The 18,226-nt window shown below is 27.6% G+C and carries 19 protein-coding genes, 2 tRNA genes and 1 pseudogene; 9 read left to right on the forward strand and 13 right to left on the reverse strand.

What is annotated here, in order from left to right:
• Positions 1-25: 25 nt before the first annotated feature.
• The 7 genes from nusG to DB723_RS01960 form a co-directional block, all read right to left on the reverse strand.
• The gene (gene nusG / locus DB723_RS01930) at positions 26-580 is read right to left on the reverse strand and encodes a transcription termination/antitermination protein NusG (protein ID WP_151552099.1); all 555 of its coding nucleotides are present in this window, start codon (positions 578-580) and stop codon (positions 26-28) included.
• Positions 581-603: 23 nt separating this feature from the next.
• Entirely contained in the window at positions 604-774 is a 171-nt protein-coding gene (gene secE, locus DB723_RS01935; protein ID WP_151552101.1) for a preprotein translocase subunit SecE, read from the reverse strand.
• Between the two features lie 30 nt (positions 775-804).
• Positions 805-877, reverse strand: a tRNA-Trp gene (locus DB723_RS01940).
• A gap of 8 nt (positions 878-885) precedes the next feature.
• Positions 886-1,065, reverse strand: a complete 180-nt coding sequence (gene rpmG / locus DB723_RS01945; protein ID WP_151552103.1) for a 50S ribosomal protein L33 — start codon at positions 1,063-1,065, stop codon at positions 886-888.
• 30 nt (positions 1,066-1,095) lie between these two features.
• A tRNA-Thr gene (locus DB723_RS01950) sits at positions 1,096-1,168 on the reverse strand.
• A gap of 73 nt (positions 1,169-1,241) precedes the next feature.
• Positions 1,242-2,090, reverse strand: a complete 849-nt coding sequence (locus tag DB723_RS01955; RefSeq protein WP_151552105.1) for a hypothetical protein — start codon at positions 2,088-2,090, stop codon at positions 1,242-1,244.
• Positions 2,091-2,102: 12 nt separating this feature from the next.
• On the reverse strand, positions 2,103-3,134 hold the full coding sequence (locus DB723_RS01960) for a hypothetical protein (protein ID WP_151552107.1): 1,032 nt from the start codon (positions 3,132-3,134) through the stop codon (positions 2,103-2,105).
• 332 nt (positions 3,135-3,466) lie between these two features.
• Between DB723_RS01960 and DB723_RS01965 the strand changes: the two are divergent.
• Positions 3,467-4,125 (forward strand): annotated as a pseudogene (locus DB723_RS01965) (ankyrin repeat domain-containing protein).
• A gap of 8 nt (positions 4,126-4,133) precedes the next feature.
• On the opposite strand, the gene DB723_RS01970 reads toward DB723_RS01965, so the two are convergent.
• Entirely contained in the window at positions 4,134-5,687 is a 1,554-nt protein-coding gene (locus DB723_RS01970) for a hypothetical protein (protein WP_188093260.1), read from the reverse strand.
• A gap of 103 nt (positions 5,688-5,790) precedes the next feature.
• On the opposite strand from DB723_RS01970, the gene DB723_RS01975 reads away from it, so the two are divergent.
• Positions 5,791-6,993 carry a dicarboxylate/amino acid:cation symporter gene (locus DB723_RS01975; protein ID WP_151552111.1) on the forward strand — a complete coding sequence of 401 codons (1,203 nt, stop codon included), beginning with the start codon at positions 5,791-5,793 and terminating at the stop codon, positions 6,991-6,993.
• 10 nt (positions 6,994-7,003) lie between these two features.
• Here the strand turns inward: DB723_RS01975 and proS are convergent, their stop codons facing one another.
• Together proS and DB723_RS01985 are read right to left on the reverse strand one after the other, a co-directional pair.
• Positions 7,004-8,470 (reverse strand): proline--tRNA ligase, encoded by a 1,467-nt coding sequence (proS, locus tag DB723_RS01980; protein ID WP_151552113.1) that lies wholly within the window; start codon positions 8,468-8,470, stop codon positions 7,004-7,006.
• Positions 8,471-8,521: 51 nt separating this feature from the next.
• Positions 8,522-9,199, reverse strand: coding sequence for a DUF2259 domain-containing protein (locus tag DB723_RS01985; protein ID WP_151552114.1), 678 nt, complete (start codon positions 9,197-9,199; stop codon positions 8,522-8,524).
• Between the two features lie 168 nt (positions 9,200-9,367).
• Here DB723_RS01985 and DB723_RS05395 point away from each other — a divergent pair, with 168 nt between their 5' ends.
• From DB723_RS05395 to DB723_RS02000, 3 genes are read left to right on the forward strand one after another with little or no spacing between them, the layout of a single operon-like run.
• Positions 9,368-9,790, forward strand: a complete 423-nt coding sequence (locus DB723_RS05395) for a hypothetical protein (RefSeq protein WP_151552116.1) — start codon at positions 9,368-9,370, stop codon at positions 9,788-9,790.
• A complete protein-coding gene (locus DB723_RS01995; RefSeq protein WP_151552118.1) occupies positions 9,790-10,392 on the forward strand; it encodes a DUF3996 domain-containing protein in 603 nt (200 codons plus the stop codon). The genes DB723_RS05395 and DB723_RS01995 overlap by 1 nt, the downstream gene beginning before the upstream one ends.
• Before the next feature lie 10 nt (positions 10,393-10,402).
• Positions 10,403-11,014 carry a DUF3996 domain-containing protein gene (locus DB723_RS02000; protein ID WP_151552120.1) on the forward strand — a complete coding sequence of 204 codons (612 nt, stop codon included), beginning with the start codon at positions 10,403-10,405 and terminating at the stop codon, positions 11,012-11,014.
• Positions 11,015-11,059: 45 nt separating this feature from the next.
• Here DB723_RS02000 and manA read toward each other — a convergent pair whose 3' ends face one another.
• Both manA and DB723_RS02010 read right to left on the reverse strand, forming a co-directional pair.
• Positions 11,060-12,184, reverse strand: a complete 1,125-nt coding sequence (manA, locus tag DB723_RS02005) for a mannose-6-phosphate isomerase, class I (RefSeq protein WP_151552122.1) — start codon at positions 12,182-12,184, stop codon at positions 11,060-11,062.
• Positions 12,181-14,058, reverse strand: coding sequence for a fructose-specific PTS transporter subunit EIIC (locus DB723_RS02010; protein WP_151552124.1), 1,878 nt, complete (start codon positions 14,056-14,058; stop codon positions 12,181-12,183). The genes manA and DB723_RS02010 overlap by 4 nt, the downstream gene beginning before the upstream one ends.
• A 172-nt stretch (positions 14,059-14,230) precedes the next feature.
• Between DB723_RS02010 and DB723_RS02015 the strand changes: the two genes are divergently transcribed.
• From DB723_RS02015 to DB723_RS02025, 3 genes are read left to right on the forward strand one after another with little or no spacing between them, the layout of a single operon-like run.
• Positions 14,231-14,860 carry a hypothetical protein gene (locus DB723_RS02015; RefSeq protein WP_151552126.1) on the forward strand — a complete coding sequence of 210 codons (630 nt, stop codon included), beginning with the start codon at positions 14,231-14,233 and terminating at the stop codon, positions 14,858-14,860.
• Complete coding sequence (locus tag DB723_RS02020) at positions 14,857-15,735, forward strand: DNA/RNA non-specific endonuclease (protein ID WP_151552128.1); 879 nt, start codon at positions 14,857-14,859, stop codon at positions 15,733-15,735. Before DB723_RS02015 ends, DB723_RS02020 begins: the two co-directional genes overlap by 4 nt.
• Positions 15,732-16,511 carry a hypothetical protein gene (locus DB723_RS02025; RefSeq protein ID WP_151552130.1) on the forward strand — a complete coding sequence of 260 codons (780 nt, stop codon included), beginning with the start codon at positions 15,732-15,734 and terminating at the stop codon, positions 16,509-16,511. Before DB723_RS02020 ends, DB723_RS02025 begins: the two co-directional genes overlap by 4 nt.
• Here the strand turns inward: DB723_RS02025 and DB723_RS02030 are convergent.
• On the reverse strand, positions 16,499-17,119 hold the full coding sequence (locus DB723_RS02030; RefSeq protein ID WP_151552132.1) for a diacylglycerol/polyprenol kinase family protein: 621 nt from the start codon (positions 17,117-17,119) through the stop codon (positions 16,499-16,501). The genes DB723_RS02025 and DB723_RS02030 overlap by 13 nt on opposite strands.
• 243 nt (positions 17,120-17,362) lie before the next feature.
• On the opposite strand from DB723_RS02030, the gene DB723_RS02035 reads away from it, so the two are divergent.
• Positions 17,363-18,220 (forward strand): protein-glutamate O-methyltransferase, encoded by an 858-nt coding sequence (locus tag DB723_RS02035; protein WP_151552134.1) that lies wholly within the window; start codon positions 17,363-17,365, stop codon positions 18,218-18,220.
• The last annotated feature ends 6 nt before the right edge of the window (positions 18,221-18,226 follow it).

Below are 18,226 nucleotides of genomic sequence, written 5' to 3' on the forward strand. Positions count from 1 at the left end.
TTAAAAGCTCCCATTAGTATAAATTCTAAATCTTTTCTATGTGTTGGAAATCAACTTCAACGGGTGTTGACCTTCCAAAAATTTGAACTGCAACTTTTAATTTCTTTCTTTCGTAATCAATAGAACTAATAAGCCCTTCAAAAGAATCAAAAGGCCCGCCTTTAATTCTAACCCTTTCTCCTTCTTCAAAATCATAAAGCATAAAAATAGATTTATTCGCTTTAATCTCACCAGTAAGCATAAAAACACTTTTTACTTCTTCATCATTAATAGGAATAGGCTTTTGCCCTTTATTAACACCTACAAAATTAATAACACCTTGAACTTTAATAATATTAGCAATAATATCTTTCCAACCTACTTCTGGAAGATCTAGCTCAATAAGAATATAGCCTGGCCAAATTTTTCTCTCTCTTATTCTTTTCTTGCCATTTCTTATCTCTTCTACTTTTTCAATAGGAGCCTTAACATCTAATACTACATTGCCAAAAACCCCTTCGCTTATTAAAAGTCTTATGTCTTGCTCTATCTTTTTCTCATATTGAGAATAAGTTTGAACTACATACCAAGCTCTAGACATAATTTATCCTTCTTACAATAAAACTAAAATACATAAGTTACAACAAGAAACATAAGATAATCAACTACACCCAAGAAAATTGAAACAAATAATACCAACCAAAAAACTTGTTTTCCATTTCCAACAACTTCATTATACTTAGGCCACGTTACCTTTTTAAGCTCTAAGATACTATCTTTGATAAACTTAAACACTTATTAAAAGCCTCACTTTAATTTTAATAACAGGTCAGGAGGGATTCGAACCCCCAACATACAGTTTTGGAGACTGTCGTTCTACCATTGGAACTACTGACCTATTATTTATTATTTTATTTTTCCTTCCTTATGAAGAGTATGTTTCCTCAATTTTGGACAATACTTCATCAATTCTAACTTCTCTTGCTTATTACGTCTATTCTTAGTAGTGGTGTAATTTCTAAGACCTGTCTCTTCACAAATCAAAGATATGAGCTCAACAGCTCCTTTTCCTTTCTTTTTACCCATACAAAAACTCCTAACTACCAATACAATAAAAGCCCTCAATCGGACTTGAACCGACGACCCCCACCTTACCATGGTGGTGCTCTACCAACTGAGCTATAAGGGCATCAATACCTTATAAAACTCTTTACTATCTTAGTTGATTGTTTACAAAAAAACAAGTACCAAATTTAATTTTCTTATTTTATTACAACAAGTTTTCCGTCTTGCAAAAGTTTAATATTTTTACTATTTGAAAACAATTTATTAATAGAATGCTCATCAAGTATAATGTCTGTATTGTTTTTACCATAAATACTTTTGGCAACTAATTTTAAAGGACGATGTCCAACTCTACTTTTATTCTTGTAAAAAACATCATTACTATACTCAAGCATTCCCCATTTTTTTAAAGCCTCTGAAGAAACCATTCTTTTATCAAAATATGGTCTAATGTTTTCATCATAAATTTTGATAAAAAAAGAATCTTCTAATTTTTTAGAACCAACATCATTATTGTAAACTTCACCCACATAAATCACAACCCCTGTATAATCAGTTTTATCAACATCGGAATTTACTAATGGATAAAAAGCCTTATAAGGCTCTTCATGCGAAAAAAATAAATTTATAAAATCTGGGAAAAGACTAAGTTCATACCTAACAGTTAAACTTCTTAAATCTTCTGAGTATTTTATATAAGATCTTTTCAAAATGCTGTTAGGGCCTGAAAAATTAAGTATTAAGCTGGGACTCAGATCAAAATAATTCTTAAAAGTATTTTCAGAGTCCATAATTATCTTAAAAAGAGACTCTCTTATTAAAGTATCTTTAAAATCATTAATGGTTGCTATTAATTTAGACGCTGTATTTAAACCTACTGGTCTAAATTCATTTTCATTAATTTCCTTAACAATGTCAAAACAAATAACCTTTCTATCCCAATCAATTATTCTGTGCACACTTGTCTCAGTAACATCATCTTTAATTATAGAAACATTAGAATAAAGTAGAAATAAATAATTTAAAAGAAACTTAAGAAAATGCATATCTCCTTCCTATTATTTTTTACCTAAATAAACGCCTATCCAAGTCCAGCCATTATTAATTTCTGGATCTTTAGGATAAACAATTTTTTTAAAAACAAAATACCATTCCCGAATATGATCCCAACCGCTTGATTCAAGATAAGATATATCATCACTAGAATCTGCTTCAAGCTGCTTTGCAAATTGTATCCCATTTTTTCTCCTCCCTCCAAGCCTAATCATCGTGGTTAAAAAGCTGTTAGTATTAATAGAATTACTCTTTCCGCCCTTTTGATCCCAGCTTTGAATAAAAAAATTATTCTTATCTCTTATATTAAGCAATTTAGAAGTATCTCCAGAAAGAACAAAGTTTTTAACATCTTGGATTAAATCTCCTAAATTTCTATAAACAGCAAATTCTGGATTATTAAAATAATTAATTTTTGTAACTACATTAAAATAATCTCTAGAATCTATTTTTAAATGTGCCCTTGGAATTGAAAGAAATTTTTTATAGTAAAAATAAGACTCATCGTAATCTTGAATATCTTCTAAACTTAGTGCAAGATTATAAAAATAATTACCCTTTTCCTCATTATTTAAATTATCAATCTCTGTATTTAATATAAATTTATAATAATTAATTTTATCTATTGAATCAATATTTAAATTAACAATCTTTTTGGCCGCTCTTGTTTTCACTGAGCAATTTTCATAAATATAATCATCAAAATCATCAACAACATTTTTGTAAATACTAAAAGCGACAAAATCTTCTCCCATAGAATTATAAATATTGCCCATTAAATAAAGATACAAAGGATAATATTCTCTAGATTCATCATCAATAATTCCACTATTTACAATTTCTAAGGCATTTGCATAATTTTTATTTGCAATATATATATTAGCAACCCTATCAATAATAAGAAATTTATCTAATCTATTCTTATTAGAAGATTTTAAAAGATAAGTAAGATTTTGAATCTCGCTTTGTTTTTGTTTACAAGAGGCAAATAACAGCAAAATCAAAATAAACTTAGCAATTTCAGAAAACAATTTCATAAAAACATTTTACAATATACATAACAAAAGACACATCTTAATTTAAAAAATTATCAGAATTTTTATAAATAATAACCTGACATGACAACATTTTATATTAATGCCAATACAAAAAACAATAAAAAAACAAAAATCTAAATTATTAGGCTAGCATAAACCCAATATTTAAAAATAGGCAAAAATCATTTCATAATCAACATTATGACCATAAAAACATTGAAAAACAATCATACAATAACTATAATAATGCTAACTCATGTTTATAATACTTATTAAAAAAATAACCATCTAAAATTAAATATTTTATTAAAGGAATATAAAACTAATAAACTATGAAAAAAAAAATCATTATACTTTTAATGTTATTACAAATAATAATGAATTTAAATTCAACAAATACCAATACAAGTGCTTTGCTATTAAAAGAATTACAAAAAAATTTGTATGCTTTTAATAGCAAAGAATATCAAAATAATAAAGATACTTTAAATAAAGTTATAAATTCAATAAACATAAACGACAAGAAAGCCTTACAAAATGTAGAAAAAATTAAAAATGATCTTTTTATAATATCTGTTTTTTTCAGCAATAAAAAAGGAGTGTTAATTGCACTAAATCTTGGAGCAGAAATAAACCTTAAGTATAAAATATCTCCAATTTCAATTGCAATAATAAACAATGAATTTGAAATCACAAAAATATTGGTAGATTATGGAATAAGCCTTAATCAAATAGACGATACAGGTCATTCTCCAATATTTTGGGCAATATATACTAACAACGAAAAAATATTTGAATTTTTAAAAGAAAGTGGAGCTGACTTAAGTTTCACACTTAAAAATAGAAAAACCCCATTGCAAGCTGCAATAGAAACAGAAAATATAAAATTAATTGAATCTTTGAAAAAGAAAAAAACTTACATTAATGAGAATTATAAAAAAGAACTTAAAGCGTTGAAAAACAAAAAATAGTCAGAATGCTTTCAAAATAGTAAATTTATTAATACCCATCAGATACTTGAATATTTTTATCTTTATCAAAAAGATCTTTGTATATAAAAGATTTTTTAGCAAGCGTCTCTTTTAAATTTTTAGAAAAAGGCAAATTTCTCCACATTATGCCACGTACCAATTTCTCAAGTTTTTGAATCCCTTTACTTTCCTTTTCTATCCAAAGAAGATAATCCTCCAGAAAAAAATTTTTAACATTTCCTTTTTTAATAAATTTAATATAATAATCATAATATTGCCCCGTAATTCCTGTTTCCATCCACCTAAAAGAAGCTTGTTCTTTTGCAAGCTCCCAAACAAAATCGCCAATACCTAAAATAACTGCTTTTTTTAAATTTTTAGCATACATGGGTATTAATATTTTACCCCTACCATTTGCCCTATTTTTAACATCAATTGATTCCCAACAAACCCCTTTATCACCATAAGAAGGTATTAATATAAAATAAGGAACTATTCTAAGCAAATCTCCTCTATAAGCCTTTTGAAAAAGTTTAGGCTGAATATTTTCAATTTCCTGAACAAGCTGCATAACCCTTTCTCTGCTTCCAAAAAATTGCGGATTGGCAACTATATTATTTTTCAAAAGAATAGGAAAATGATTTCCTCTAGGCCCTATTGCAAGTTTATTGGCACTTCTAATAACCTCAACTTCATCATGTGCAATAGTTGATTCAGCAGAAGTTTTAATATTATTCATCTTATTTTGAATTTCAAAAAGCTTTCTGTTAGCATCTTCAATTTTATTAATAAAAACATTAATCTCTCTATTTGATTTAATAAGATCATCAACATAATTACCAGCAAAATTTAAGGGCTTTAGAATTGAATTGGCATAAGGACTTTTCACTCCATATTCAGGTATATAGGTTAAATTGTTTTGACTATTATTTGAAAATAAAAATTCAAACATGCCTCTTAGCCTGCAAAGAGCTTCTTCCCTAACCTTATCGGTTCTTTTAAGACTACTTTTTGCAAAATCAATATTTGCCAAAAGTTTTTCTTTTTTATTAAGTAAAATTTTTTCCATATCTTCTTCTTTAAAATTATCCATCGGCAAATCAGTTGCTAATCTACTAAGCTTCAAACTATTGACCCCATAAAGCCATTCATCAAAATAAATAAAAGGTGCATTATAATGATTATCCCAAATAGTTTTTGAAATCAATAGCTGAATTTCAGACCCAAGCGCATTTGGAATAAGAGCAGCAAACCTAAATAAAATTTTTTGCTCCATAGTCAATTTTGAAACATTTTTTGCAATTGACTTAAGAAAAAACCAATAAATGTTAATCACTTGATTATATTTAAAAACTCTATCAACCTCTTCTGACTGAGGATTTAAATAATCTACCAAAACTTTATGAAGCTTAATGCCAATTTCTTTACTACTTGAAATAAGATTTTTATAAAAATCTTTAGTAAAAAATTTTTTATCATGCTCCTCTAAGGTTAAAATATTTGGCAATCTTGAATCTAAATCTGTATCTACAAAATCAGGATATTTATACAAACAACCCCCAGAAACCCCTAAAAACAACATAAAAGCACAAACATAATTTTAACTCTAAAGTTTATATTTACAAAAAAATTTAGTAATATTTATTATAAATAATGTATATTAAATCTCTGAAAGGGAAAATTACATGAATGTAAAGATCAATTTTTTTTTCACCATGCCTATTGGAATCTTTTTGGGACTATTTTTCCCTCTTGGGATTTACAGCTCTTTATCTCATGCCTTTATAAGATTATCATACTTATCTCTTATTCCTTTTTTAATGTTTTCAATACCATTGGGAATTGAAAACATTATTGAAAATAAAAACTTGAAAAAGCTATTTAGCAAAACAATTTATTATGGAGTTTTAACTAACCTATCTGGAGTTGCTTTATCAATAATAGCTGCAACAATATATCTTCCACAAAGAATTCCAATACTAGAAAAAACAATACAAAATACACATTTTTTTGAAAAAGAAGCTTTATTAGAAACATTTTTTCCAAAAAATATTTTCAAAATATTTACATCTAGTAATCCAAATTTACTAAGCATTTATATGATTTCAATAATAATAGGAACAAGTTTTTATTACGCAAAACAAAAAGGCAGAATAGCCAGAGAACTAATGCTAAGCGCATCCAACCTTTTTTATCATGCAAATGGATTTATTACAAACATATTAAATGTAGGAATCATTTTTATAGCAGCAGATTACGCTGCAAGCTTAAAAAGCTTCAAGGATTACCAAAATTATACAAATAGCATAATATTCTTTTTGACATGGACAATTATAATTTTATTCATAGTATTACCAACAATTAGCTATAGATTGACAAAAAATTTTAGAATGATATATAAAGGAATCTTTGTATCATTCCAAAACATAATATTTTCAGGACTAACAAAAGATTCTTATTCCCCCTATGTGATATTAATAGAAGACATTAAAAATGAAAGGATAAATATAAAAAAATCTATAATTATAAACATACCTCTAATAAATTTTGTTTCTAAATTTGGGACTATTTTTGTTTCAGTAATATCATTTTTTATAATTTTAAAATCATATTCTAGCTTGCCTATTTCTATCTACGAAATAAGCTATATGAGTACTTTATCATTCTTTTTTGTCTTTGCATTTCCTCATATACCAAATAGTCTAATTTATATAATTACAATGCTTTGTTCCACCCATACAAAAGGAATAGAACTAAATGTTTCCAATATAACACCAATGCTGCCAATATTAATCTCTTTGGCTTTACTAATTGACTTTGCTTTTAACATTGCAATCATCCACATAATAAACTCCAAAGAATTAAAAGATCAAGAAAAAATTAATTAAACTAAACTAATTAATAAGATTTGGCAAATAAGACAAAATGTTTAGCCTTAGAAGAACAATAAATACAAGTCATATCTGTTAAATCTTTGGCCTTGAAATCATCAGGAATACATCTTATTGTAGCTTTAGTTTCATTTTTAATGATATTTTCACAATTCAAATTACCACACCAACAAGAAATCACAAATCCAGAATAATCATTCATATAAGCTTTAAACAGCTCATAACTATCCTTGCTGCTTCTAAAAATCTCTTTGGTATTTAAGGTCCTAAAATTCAGTGCTTTTTTAAATAAATCTTTTTGCATAGAATCGAGCTCTACTCTAACCTTGCTTACAAGAGAATCAAGTGATATTTGATACTTAAATTTTTTGTCTTTATCTCTTCTTGCAATAGTAATAGAATTTAAAAGAACATCATTTATCCCTACTTCAAGGCGTATTGGGATTCCTTTAAACTCAGCAGATGAAAATCTAAATCCTGGAGAACTTCTAATGTCCTTATCAATTTCAACCCTAAATTCTGCTTTTTTTAAAATGCGCACAACATAATCAGAATGGTCTAAAATTTTTTTATTAATCTCATCTTCTTTTTTAAAAATGGGAATAACAATGATTTCTATTGGAGCAATGCGAGGCGGCAAAATTAAGCCTTTCTCGTCAGAATGAACCATAATCAAAGCGCCAATCAATCTAGTAGAAACACCCCAACTACTAGCAAATACATATCTCATCTTCCCATCTTTGTCTTGAAATTTTACATCAAATGCCTTTGCAAAATTTAAACCTAAATAGTGAGATGTAGCAGCTTGAAGTGCTTTCTTATCTTGCATTAATGCCTCAATTGAATAAGTAGAAACAGCTCCTGCAAATTTTTCCTTTTCAGATTTTTTACCACAAAAAACTGGAATAGCTAAGTAGTCCTCCATAAATCTTTTATAAATATCTAAAATAAGTAAAGTTTCTTCTATTGCTTCCTCTTCAGTAGCATGAGCAGTATGTCCTTCTTGCCATAAAAATTCGGTAGTGCGCAAAAAAGGCCTTGTTCTCTTTTCCCAGCGAACAACATTTGCCCATTGATTAATTTTAAGAGGTAGATCTCTGTAAGATTTAATCCACTTACTATACATATTCCAAATAATCGTCTCAGAAGTAGGCCTTAAAACTAAAGGCTCTGCTAGGCTCTCTCCACCAGCATCTTTAATAATAGCAAACTCAGGTGAAAATCCGTCAATATGATCCTTTTCTTTTTCTAGAAAACTATAAGGAATAAGCATGGGAAAATATGCATTCTCATGCCCTGTATCTTTAAATTTTTTATCAAGTATACTCTGAATTTTGCTCCAAATAGAATATCCATAAGGCATGATCACCATGCAACCTTTTACAGGGCTGTAATCAGCAAGTTTTGCTTTCTGAACTATATCCAAATACCAATTAGAATATTCATCTTCTTTTGATGCTATAAAATCACTCATATATTATCCTCAATAAAGCATTATACTTCTTTAACACATTAAATAATTATATTAATATTTTTTAACTTCAACCATAAACCGATTATACTTATTCTCATAAGGATTTAACATGATTTTTTCTAAAACAAAAACAATTCCATCTTCATTTGGGAATAAAACAATCTCCCTTATTTTATAATCAATAACATTCTTTCTATAAAAATTTCCTCTTCCAACAGTAAAATGTCTTTCTAAGGTTGAATTGTAATATTTTACAGATAAAAAAATATTAAAAGAAGAAGAAATCTCTAGAGAATTAATATCCTTATTTACAAAAACTTGATATTCGTTTCCTGTTTTAAAATCAACAAAATTTAAAAAATCTGTTTCTGGAATTTCACTCTTAACATAAAAATAAATTTCTCGACCTCTTCTTAAATGATTAATTTTAAATTCTCTAACTTTGAAATTAATAATCTTTAAAAGTTCATAAAGACTTTTATCATAGCTGTCTAAATATTCAATGTGCTCCTTAAAAATTCTTGAATGCACTCCAGAGTTTGCAAAATTATTTTTAACAACATCAACAAAGTATGCAGCAGAATAATAATATCCATTTTCAAGCCCATATTCACCAAACATAAAATACTGATCATCATTAGAGAATCCTAAATTTTTAAAAAAAACATTTTCTGAAAATCCCAATAAAAAAGAAAAAAAATAAAAAAAAACAATATACAATTTAACCATAAGCTTTGTTAATGTATAAGTTTAATAACAATAAATTACATACTAAACTTATTTATAATTAATTTAATCTTATTTAAAATAATATCAAACAGCATTTCAAATTCAAAACTTTGATATACTATTTGTTTATAGATTAAAACTTAATATTCAAATTTTTGGGATAAATTTTTGAACAAAAAGATCAATAGCCTAAAATTAGCTTTAAAAGCCTTGGAACAAATAAAGTTTTTTTACAATCTTAAAATGCAACATTGTAATAAAACTTATTATTATTTACTGCAAACTCATCAATTTATATTTTTTTTAAAAACTGAAAAATCAAAGAAAAAATGTATCCCCAAAAATCTCATACAAGCAAATAAGATTAACATCAATATCCAGTCAAGTAGTATAATAATACCTGTGTTTGTGATTAAAAATTTTTTGATAAACAAAACTTTAACAAATAAAACAATAAAAAATTTAATAATAAAGTTTTACTATCAAAATAAGCAAATAAATATCAATATTTTTAATTTTTTATGTTTTATTAAAAATGTTGCAAAGATAAAAATAATATCTAAAATTGGATATAAAAAAGGAGAATTTTAATGAGAATGCTATTAGCAACAATAATACTTATATTAACAACAGGTTTATTAGGTGCCCAATCAAAAAGCAAAGCGATGATTGAAGATGACTTTGACTTTGAGAAACTTCTTGAAAAAGAAGCCTCTGTGCGTCGCTTGTTTGGTATAGGTTTTGGAATTGGATATCCACTTACAAACATTACAATATCTGTTCCATATGTAGACATAGACCTTGGCTACGGAGGGTTCGTAGGGCTTAAGCCTAATAATTTTATGCCTTATGTTGTGATGGGAATAGATCTTTTGTTTAAAGATGAAATACATAAAAACACTATGATTTCCGGCGGTATTGGGATAGGTGCAGATTGGTCAAAGGGAAGTCCTGAAAAAGCTGAAGAAGAAGAAGAAGAAAATGAAATTCAACAAGCAACCTCTCTTCAAAATAGAATAGGAGTTGTGATAAGGCTGCCCTTGGTAATAGAATATAGCTTTCTTAAAAATATTGTGATCGGGTTTAAAGCCGTTGCTACTATTGGAACAACAATGCTACTTGGTAGTCCAATGTCATTTGAAGGAGCTAGATTTAATTTCTTGGGCACAGGCTTTATAAAAATATATATATAATGGAGAATAAATGATAAAAAATTTTAAAAAAATGCATATTTTAACATTAGCATTAGGTATAATAAACCTTTCTTATGCATCTGACAACTATATGGTCAGATGTAGCAAGGAAGAAGATTCAACCACCTGCATCGCAAAACTTAAAGACATAAAAGAAAAAAAAAGTTATGACTTATTTTCAATGGGAATTGGAATAGGAAATCCTATTGCAAACATTATAATTTCAATTCCTTATGTAAATATTGATTTTGGATACGGAGGCTTTATTGGACCTAAATCGAACAATTTTGAAAATTATCTAAACGGAGGAATAGATATTATTTTTAAAAAGCAAATTGGGCAATACATGAGAATCGGCGGCGGCATTGGAATAGGTGCAGATTGGACAAAAGAATCCCTTATCCCTCCTGACCAAGAGGAAGAAACTGAATATGAAAGAATAGGCGCTGTTATAAGAATTCCTTTTGTAATGGAATATAATTTTGCAAAAAATTTATCCATAGGATTCAAAATTTACCCTGCATTAGGGCCAACAATATTGCTAACAAAGCCAAGTATTTTATTTGAAGGAATTAAATTCAATTTCTTTGGATTTGGATTCATAAAATTTGCATTTAATTAGCCAAATAAAATAATTTCGGATAAGATTAAGCCCACATAAGCAAGCTTAATCTTGATCAAAACCAGCAATAAAAGCTTGCCCATCCCCATTAATAAATAAGTTTTTAGCTTTTTTGCCTATAAAAATGCTCTCGCCTTTGTTAAGATTTAAAGATTTATTTATACTCACACACCCATCTAAAACTAACAAGACCATTGGACTATTCCTATTGATGCAAATGCTCTCATTTATTTTTTTTTCAATTAGTTTCAAATTGGTATTGGGAAGCCTAAATACATTAAAACTATTTTGGAAATCAGGACTTAAAAATGATAAGTTTCCCTCCTCAAATTGACCAACTCTTAACATCTCCTCTTTATCAATATACTTGGTAGTAAGCCCAGCTCTAATAACATTGTCAGAATTGGTCATAAGCTCAATGCAGTCTCCTTTAAGATACGCATGCACCTCCTGACTATTTGTATAAAAAACTTCTCCTGGTTTTAGCTTTAAAATATTCATACCCAAAAATACTAAAAGCCCCACATCTATACCATAAATATTATAAATTTCATTAAACCAATAGCCTCTAAAATTATCAATAAGATTCAAATTTTTTAAAATTTTTTCAATAATCTTTTCAAGTTCATGCGTTTGCAATTCAAAAATAGTTTTTACAAAGCCTATATGTGATTGAAAGTCGAAATTTAATTCCAAAGTTTCACAAATTTTTTTAATCTCGTCTAAAGGCAAAAAGCCTTTAAGAGCATAAAAATCACTAAGAGCATAAATAAGTTCAATTTTGGGATTTTTGTCTTTGTATGTCCTTTTGGGATCATTAATGTCTATACCTTTATTGTTTTCTGATTCAAAACCTTTTAAGGCAAAATCTTTAGAAGGGTGAATTTGAATAGATAAAGGCTTACTTGCAGACAATACCTTAAACAAAAAAGGAAATTCGCCATTACTACAGCCTAAAAGCTCTTTATGATCCTCTAAAAAATCACTCAAAAGCACATATTCATTTCTATATAAAATCTTACTAGAAAACGTTTTGTGTGCTCCAAGCCACATTTCAGCCTTAGGCCTTCCATCAATCTTATCGCCTAAAAGATTGGGAATAAAACTAATACCTCCCCAATCATACTCTTTAATATTATTTTTCATTAAAAAAATATTATCTTCATTCATTCAGATTCCTTTAATTTTAAAGATTTCAAAAAAATTACCAAAGCTGTTGCAACTGCAACTCCAACAGCAATTGCAATAATAAACTCAAATTTATTATCAATAACAGGAAGCACTATTGGACCCCCGTGTGGAGCATGATTAGCAACACCTAAGAAAGCAGCAATAATGCTTGATACAGCCCCCCCTACTACTATCGAAGGGATTACCCTTCCAGGATCACTAGCGGCAAAAGGAATAGCCCCCTCGCTAATACCAATAAATGAAATTAAAAAGGCTATTTTGCCAGATTCTTTCTCTTCATTTTCAAATAATTTTGGTGCTAAAAAAGTTGCAAGCCCCATAGCCATCGGGGGAACAGGAATTGCTGCTGCAACCATTCCCATTATTTCTGGTACTTGAGGAATTAACCCTACGCCAAAAAGAAATGCCACTTTATTAAAAGGCCCACCCATATCAACAGTAATCATTGAACCTAGCACTAAACCTAAGAAAATTTTACCCAACACCCCCAAAGTTTCTGAATTGCTCTGCAAAGATTTAAGCCCACTCTCAAGCACCCCCATAAATTCCCCAATATAAACGCCAAAATATAACATAAAAAATCCAACAATAATAGTGCTTATTAGCGGAATCACAAATATAGGCATCACAGGTCTTAACCACTCAGGAACAGATCTTTTTGCTAAAAACTTTGCAACATAGCCTGCAAGAAACCCAGCAAATATTGCACCTAAGAAACCTGCTTTTACATTTCCAGATATTACCCCACCAACAAGACCGGGAGTAAGACCAGGCTTATCAGCAATTGCCATTGCAATAAAACCAGCAAGCACAGGTAACATCATTCCAAAAGCTACAGAGCCAATATCTGCAATCTGTTTATAAAATGGATGCTCAGCAAAATTAGGCCCATCAGGGCCAATCCCAACAAAAGCAATGCTAAGGGCAATTAAAATTCCTCCACTTGCAACAACAGGAATCATTGGAGATACCCCACTCATTAAGTATTTATAAAAACTGCCTTTCTCCGTAGCAATTGACCCCTTAGAACTGCTATTAGCACTAGAATTTTTGCAAAAAAATACTGGAGCATTAAACGCTTCTTTAATAACATTTTCCGTATTGTTTATCGCTTTTACAGTTGAAACTTTATAAACTCTTTTACCTTCAAATCTCTTTTCCTCAATATCCTTATCAACAGCAAGTATTACAGTGTCTGCATTCTTAATTTCTTCTTCTGTTAAGGCATTTTCAATACCAATAGATCCTTGAGTTTCAACTCTAATGTTATAACCCTGTTTTTTCGCTTCATTTTCAATTTTCTTTGCTGCAATATATGTATGCGCAACTCCAACAGGACAAGCGGTTACAGCCACTATTTTCTCTGATTTTGTAGCTCCAAAAACTTCTTCTTTAGCCTTTCTTTGAACATTTTCTATATAATAATAAATGTCATCAGTAGTAACAACACCACTTAAAGCATTTTGAAAAGCATCATCTTCAAATAGTTTGGCGATAAATGCAATAGCCTTAAGATGTTCATTACCTTGCTGCTTTTTTGACATACAAATCAAAAATATTAAATTAACAGGAGGATTTTCCTCAGACCACTTAATCCCATCACCTTTAATGTAAAGCAATGAAATAAAACTAGTCTTAACCACATCTCCTATAAAATGAGGAATTGCAACCCCATTTTCCCAAGAAGTATCGCCTATTTTCTCTCTATCAAGAATTCCTTTTAGAAACTCTTCTTTACTGTCTATATATCCCTTTTCATTGATTTTTTTAACTAAAAAATCAATGACATCTTCTTTTGAATTTAATTTTGGCAAAATAAATACAAGATCTTTTTTCAAAAAATTAAAAAACATAAACATAGCCTCCAAAGCAATTAAACATATTGTATAATATACAATAAAATTGCATGCTACAGCCACCTAATATAAAAAATATTTTTAAACCAAAAAGGAAAATCTCCCCCCAAATACATATTACAATATTGAAAAGACAAAACAATTTTTATATTATTTAAATAATCTGCTTATGAAAAAAAATCCAAACATTTGTATTTCCCTAACACTACTTATCATTTCCACTTTAAATGCACTTGCAAATGAAGACGATAATATTAATGAAAAAAATAACGAATCTCAACAAAGCCCCGGATTTTTTAGCCCAGAAAGAGGATTTGCATATTCAACAGGAATTGGAACTGGAATTGGATTTTTCCTGAACTCGAATATTAAACATCTTATTTTTAGACCTTACTACACATTCTCTAACAATAATTTTGATTTTTTAATAGTTGCTATGATATTAATAAAGGAAAGCCTTAATACCCCTAAAAAGATGCAATACTTTAAATCTTATATTGGAGGGGGAATAAATTGGCACATTGCAAACTTAATAAAAAAAACAAAATATTTTTCCTCCACTATTGGAATAGGTGGTCGTTTTTACTTATCTACAAATTTTATAGGAGACATTAAATTTTACGAAAAATTGCCTTATGTGTTAGAGCCTTATATGTTTATTGAAATTTCTACTAAAAGGGCTATCCCTTTAATGGGACTAGACTTTAAAATTGATTTTTTATTTTTAGATACATTTAACATTTCTTTTAATTTTACTATTAGATATAATTTTAAGGACGAAAAAGAAATAGAAATATGAAAAAAAGATCTAAATTTTTTCTTTACTGCTATATTTTATGTCTAACAGGATTTTTATTTTTTTCCTTAAATCAAAAACTCCTAAAACAAATTAAACACAAAATTTATGACTATTTAGAGATAATAGAAAATAAATACATAGTTACACAATCTATTCCAATAAAAGAATTCCAATTAATACCAAAAGGACATCTTACTACCCAAATAATAAGCAAAAAACACTATACTTTAGGATATGCTGAAAGCGCAAGACAATCCGAATGGGCTGCTTATCCACTTAAAAGAGAAATGGTAGAACTAGCATTAACTTTATTAAAATCAAAAAAAATTAAAAGGAGTCCTAAATTTTTTGAAGACACCAATATCAAAGGCACTTTTCCAAAACTTGAAGATTACTTTAAAAGTGGTTATGACAGAGGACACATAGTAAATTCTGCAGACATGTCTTTTTCTGAAAATGCAATGAAAGATACATATTTTTTATCAAATATATCGCCTCAAAAAAGCGATTTTAATTCCGGAATTTGGCTAAAACTTGAAAAATTAGTAAGAAAATGGGCAATCTCAAAAGGATATATATATATAATTAGTGCTGGAATTTTAACAGAAAATAAAGGATTTATTGGTAAAAGCAAAATTTTGGTACCTAGAAATTTTTATAAAATAATACTAGCAATTAATAATAATAATTTTTATGACATAATCTCTTTTATTATCCCAAATGAAAAAGCAAAAAACTTAGATTTGAAAAATTACGTTGTTAACGTCGATTCAATTGAAAAAAAAACAAAGATAGATTTTTTTGAAAAACTTGATTCAAAAATTAAAAAAAATATCAAAAAAATACAAAACACGCATTCTTGGAAGTTTCAATGAAGTCAATATTTACAAAGCTAAACACTTCTATTAATCTCTTTCTCTTTATAATTTTTATTTTAGTAACACTGGTTATACTGATTTTCTCCTATAAAATAAAATATAATGAAAATTATCAAAATTATATTCTAGAAATATACAATAATAATTTTATAATATTGACTAATAAATTCGCCATCTTTATTGCTGGGATCATAGGCTCATTATGGTCATACATTAACTACAAAAGAACCAATAATATACAATTTATACTTTTCTATTGCTTTATTAGTTCATATACATTAGAGCCTATTTCTATCTCTGAAGATTTTTTCCTAAACAATAACCTAAATTCAAGTTATTACTTATTTACAAAATTTACCCTTTTCGTAAATACTTTTTCATTATTAAATTTATTTTTTCTAAGTTTATATATATGTGATTTCAAAATAAAATCAATACATTATACAATTTACATTATTTTAACCTTTGCCTGCATATATAGTTACACAATGCCTATTAATTCCTACGAAAATATCCAAAACTTAGGCATTCTTAAAATAGAAAGTACAAAATTTTACATAGACGCATTCTTATTGCTTATTTTAATAAACTTTATAGTGGCTTTTTTAAGAAAGAAAAACTTAGATTATTTTTTCCTTTTTGTTTCAATGCTTTTAATATTAAGTGGAATTTACTTAAATTTGCTAAAAATACCTTACGCCTTTCTCCTAATCTCAATTGGTATACCCATCTACTTAAAAAAATCGGGAAAAATTTTCTTTTACTGGCTATAAAAAAAGAAAGTCAAAAAATAAGACGAAGCTGAAACAACAAGCGGCAAAAACAAATTATCATAATTAGCAGAATCAAAAAGCTCTACCAATACTGCCAAAATTCCAAGAATTAAAGCTGCTGTTAAACAAGGAAAAAAATAATAATATGAAAAAAAAGTAACACAAAATACAACAAAGCTACCAGAAATCGTTTTATCATTTACAAGCTTAAAAGAAGGAATTAACTTTCCAGCAAGACTTGCAAATCCATCACCAAGACATACAGAGAATATTCCAATATAATTAAAGGGTTCAATAGCTAAGCAATACGATATTAATATACCTAAAAACAAAAAAACAGGCGAAAAAGATACTTTATTAGGCAATATTTTTCTTGATTTTAATATTATATCTGAAATATTTTTAAAGAAAAGTAGTTTTTTTTTAGCAATTCTAAAAACTTCAGAGCTTAAATACAAAATCATAAAAAGTATATTAGAAATAAGTCCTATCCAAAAATTTATTCCATAAAAAACCAAAAATATTAAGCTAAAAATATGAAAAAATTTTCTAAAAATTTCATACTTAACATCTTCTCTACAAATTATTTTTTTAAACTCATTAAACATCATTCATTTCTTAAATAGATATTAAATTGGCATTTGCACATATTTTTTCAACACCCATAAATTCCTCATTTATTACTGCAAATAAATTAAAATAAAGAAAAGCATTTTTAAAATCCATGTCTTATAATAAAATTACTTATATTAATTTTACAATTTTTTTCAAAAAAAATATTCTTGCCTAGAGATTTATTATAAATAGGTAATACTTATTTATAAAGAGAATAATTGAGCAGGTTCCTAAAAATGCTAGAAATTGAAGATAAACTATTTTTAAAATTTTGCGACTTTATATACAACAACAGCGGAATGCGTTTTGACGAAAAAAATAAATTTGTTCTTCAAAGCAGAATTAATGATGCAGTAAGAGAGCTTGCTCTAAAAACCCCATCACAACTTTATAATTTAATAATTAGTGAAAAACTTAAAAAAGAATATTTCTTAGATTTAGTCACAACCAATTTAACAAGATTTTTTAGAAATTCACTACATTTTAAAACTTTTGAAAAATTTGTAATTCCTAATTTAATTAATATTAAAAAAATAGAAGAAAAAAATAGGATTATTATCTGGTCTGCAGGATGCTCAACAGGAGAAGAACCTTATTCATTAGCATTTGTACTCAAGTCAAAGCTTCCAAAAGAAATAGATTTTATTATTATTGCTTCTGATTTAAGTTTAAAATCTTTGATGATAGCAAAAGAAGGGTATTACTCATCAAATAAATGTGAAAATATCCCTAAAGAATATCGGCACTATATATATTCTCATTCAAACGGATATAAAATTAAAAATGAAATTAAAAATCACATAAGATTTGATTATCATAACCTGAACTTTGAAAGTAATTTTTCAGAAATTGATGTTGTTTTTTGTAGAAATGTTTTAATATACTTTGATGAAAAATCAAAAATTAAAGTGCTTAAAAAATTTTATAATAACATGTCTAAAAATAGCTATTTATTTATAGGACACTCAGAATCACTTTTTGGGCTTAACCTTCCTTTTAAATTTTTAAAAACACCGTGGGCAATAATATATGAAAAAAAAGATACAAGCTGTCAAAAAGAAAGATTTAAATTACAAAATAAATATAAGTTATAATTTAAT

This window comes from Borrelia maritima, from assembly GCF_008931845.1.
GTDB lineage: Bacteria > Spirochaetota > Spirochaetia > Borreliales > Borreliaceae > Borreliella > Borreliella maritima.

Bases quoted from the DNA above. Each gene is read 5' to 3' on its own strand.
- nusG (WP_151552099.1), bottom strand. From the start codon at position 580: ATGTCTAGAGCTTGGTATGTAGTTCAAACTTATTCTCAATATGAGAAA.
- rpmG (WP_151552103.1), bottom strand. From the start codon at position 1,065: ATGGGTAAAAAGAAAGGAAAAGGAGCTGTTGAGCTCATATCTTTGATT.
- DB723_RS01955 (WP_151552105.1), bottom strand. From the start codon at position 2,090: ATGCATTTTCTTAAGTTTCTTTTAAATTATTTATTTCTACTTTATTCT.
- DB723_RS01960 (WP_151552107.1), bottom strand. From the start codon at position 3,134: ATGAAATTGTTTTCTGAAATTGCTAAGTTTATTTTGATTTTGCTGTTA.
- DB723_RS01970 (WP_188093260.1), bottom strand. From the start codon at position 5,687: ATGTTGTTTTTAGGGGTTTCTGGGGGTTGTTTGTATAAATATCCTGAT.
- DB723_RS01975 (WP_151552111.1), top strand. From the start codon at position 5,791: ATGAATGTAAAGATCAATTTTTTTTTCACCATGCCTATTGGAATCTTT.
- proS (WP_151552113.1), bottom strand. From the start codon at position 8,470: ATGAGTGATTTTATAGCATCAAAAGAAGATGAATATTCTAATTGGTAT.
- DB723_RS01985 (WP_151552114.1), bottom strand. From the start codon at position 9,199: ATGGTTAAATTGTATATTGTTTTTTTTTATTTTTTTTCTTTTTTATTG.
- DB723_RS01995 (WP_151552118.1), top strand. From the start codon at position 9,790: ATGAGAATGCTATTAGCAACAATAATACTTATATTAACAACAGGTTTA.
- DB723_RS02000 (WP_151552120.1), top strand. From the start codon at position 10,403: ATGATAAAAAATTTTAAAAAAATGCATATTTTAACATTAGCATTAGGT.
- manA (WP_151552122.1), bottom strand. From the start codon at position 12,184: ATGAATGAAGATAATATTTTTTTAATGAAAAATAATATTAAAGAGTAT.
- DB723_RS02010 (WP_151552124.1), bottom strand. From the start codon at position 14,058: ATGTTTTTTAATTTTTTGAAAAAAGATCTTGTATTTATTTTGCCAAAA.
- DB723_RS02015 (WP_151552126.1), top strand. From the start codon at position 14,231: ATGAAAAAAAATCCAAACATTTGTATTTCCCTAACACTACTTATCATT.
- DB723_RS02020 (WP_151552128.1), top strand. From the start codon at position 14,857: ATGAAAAAAAGATCTAAATTTTTTCTTTACTGCTATATTTTATGTCTA.
- DB723_RS02025 (WP_151552130.1), top strand. From the start codon at position 15,732: ATGAAGTCAATATTTACAAAGCTAAACACTTCTATTAATCTCTTTCTC.
- DB723_RS02030 (WP_151552132.1), bottom strand. From the start codon at position 17,119: ATGTTTAATGAGTTTAAAAAAATAATTTGTAGAGAAGATGTTAAGTAT.
- DB723_RS02035 (WP_151552134.1), top strand. From the start codon at position 17,363: ATGCTAGAAATTGAAGATAAACTATTTTTAAAATTTTGCGACTTTATA.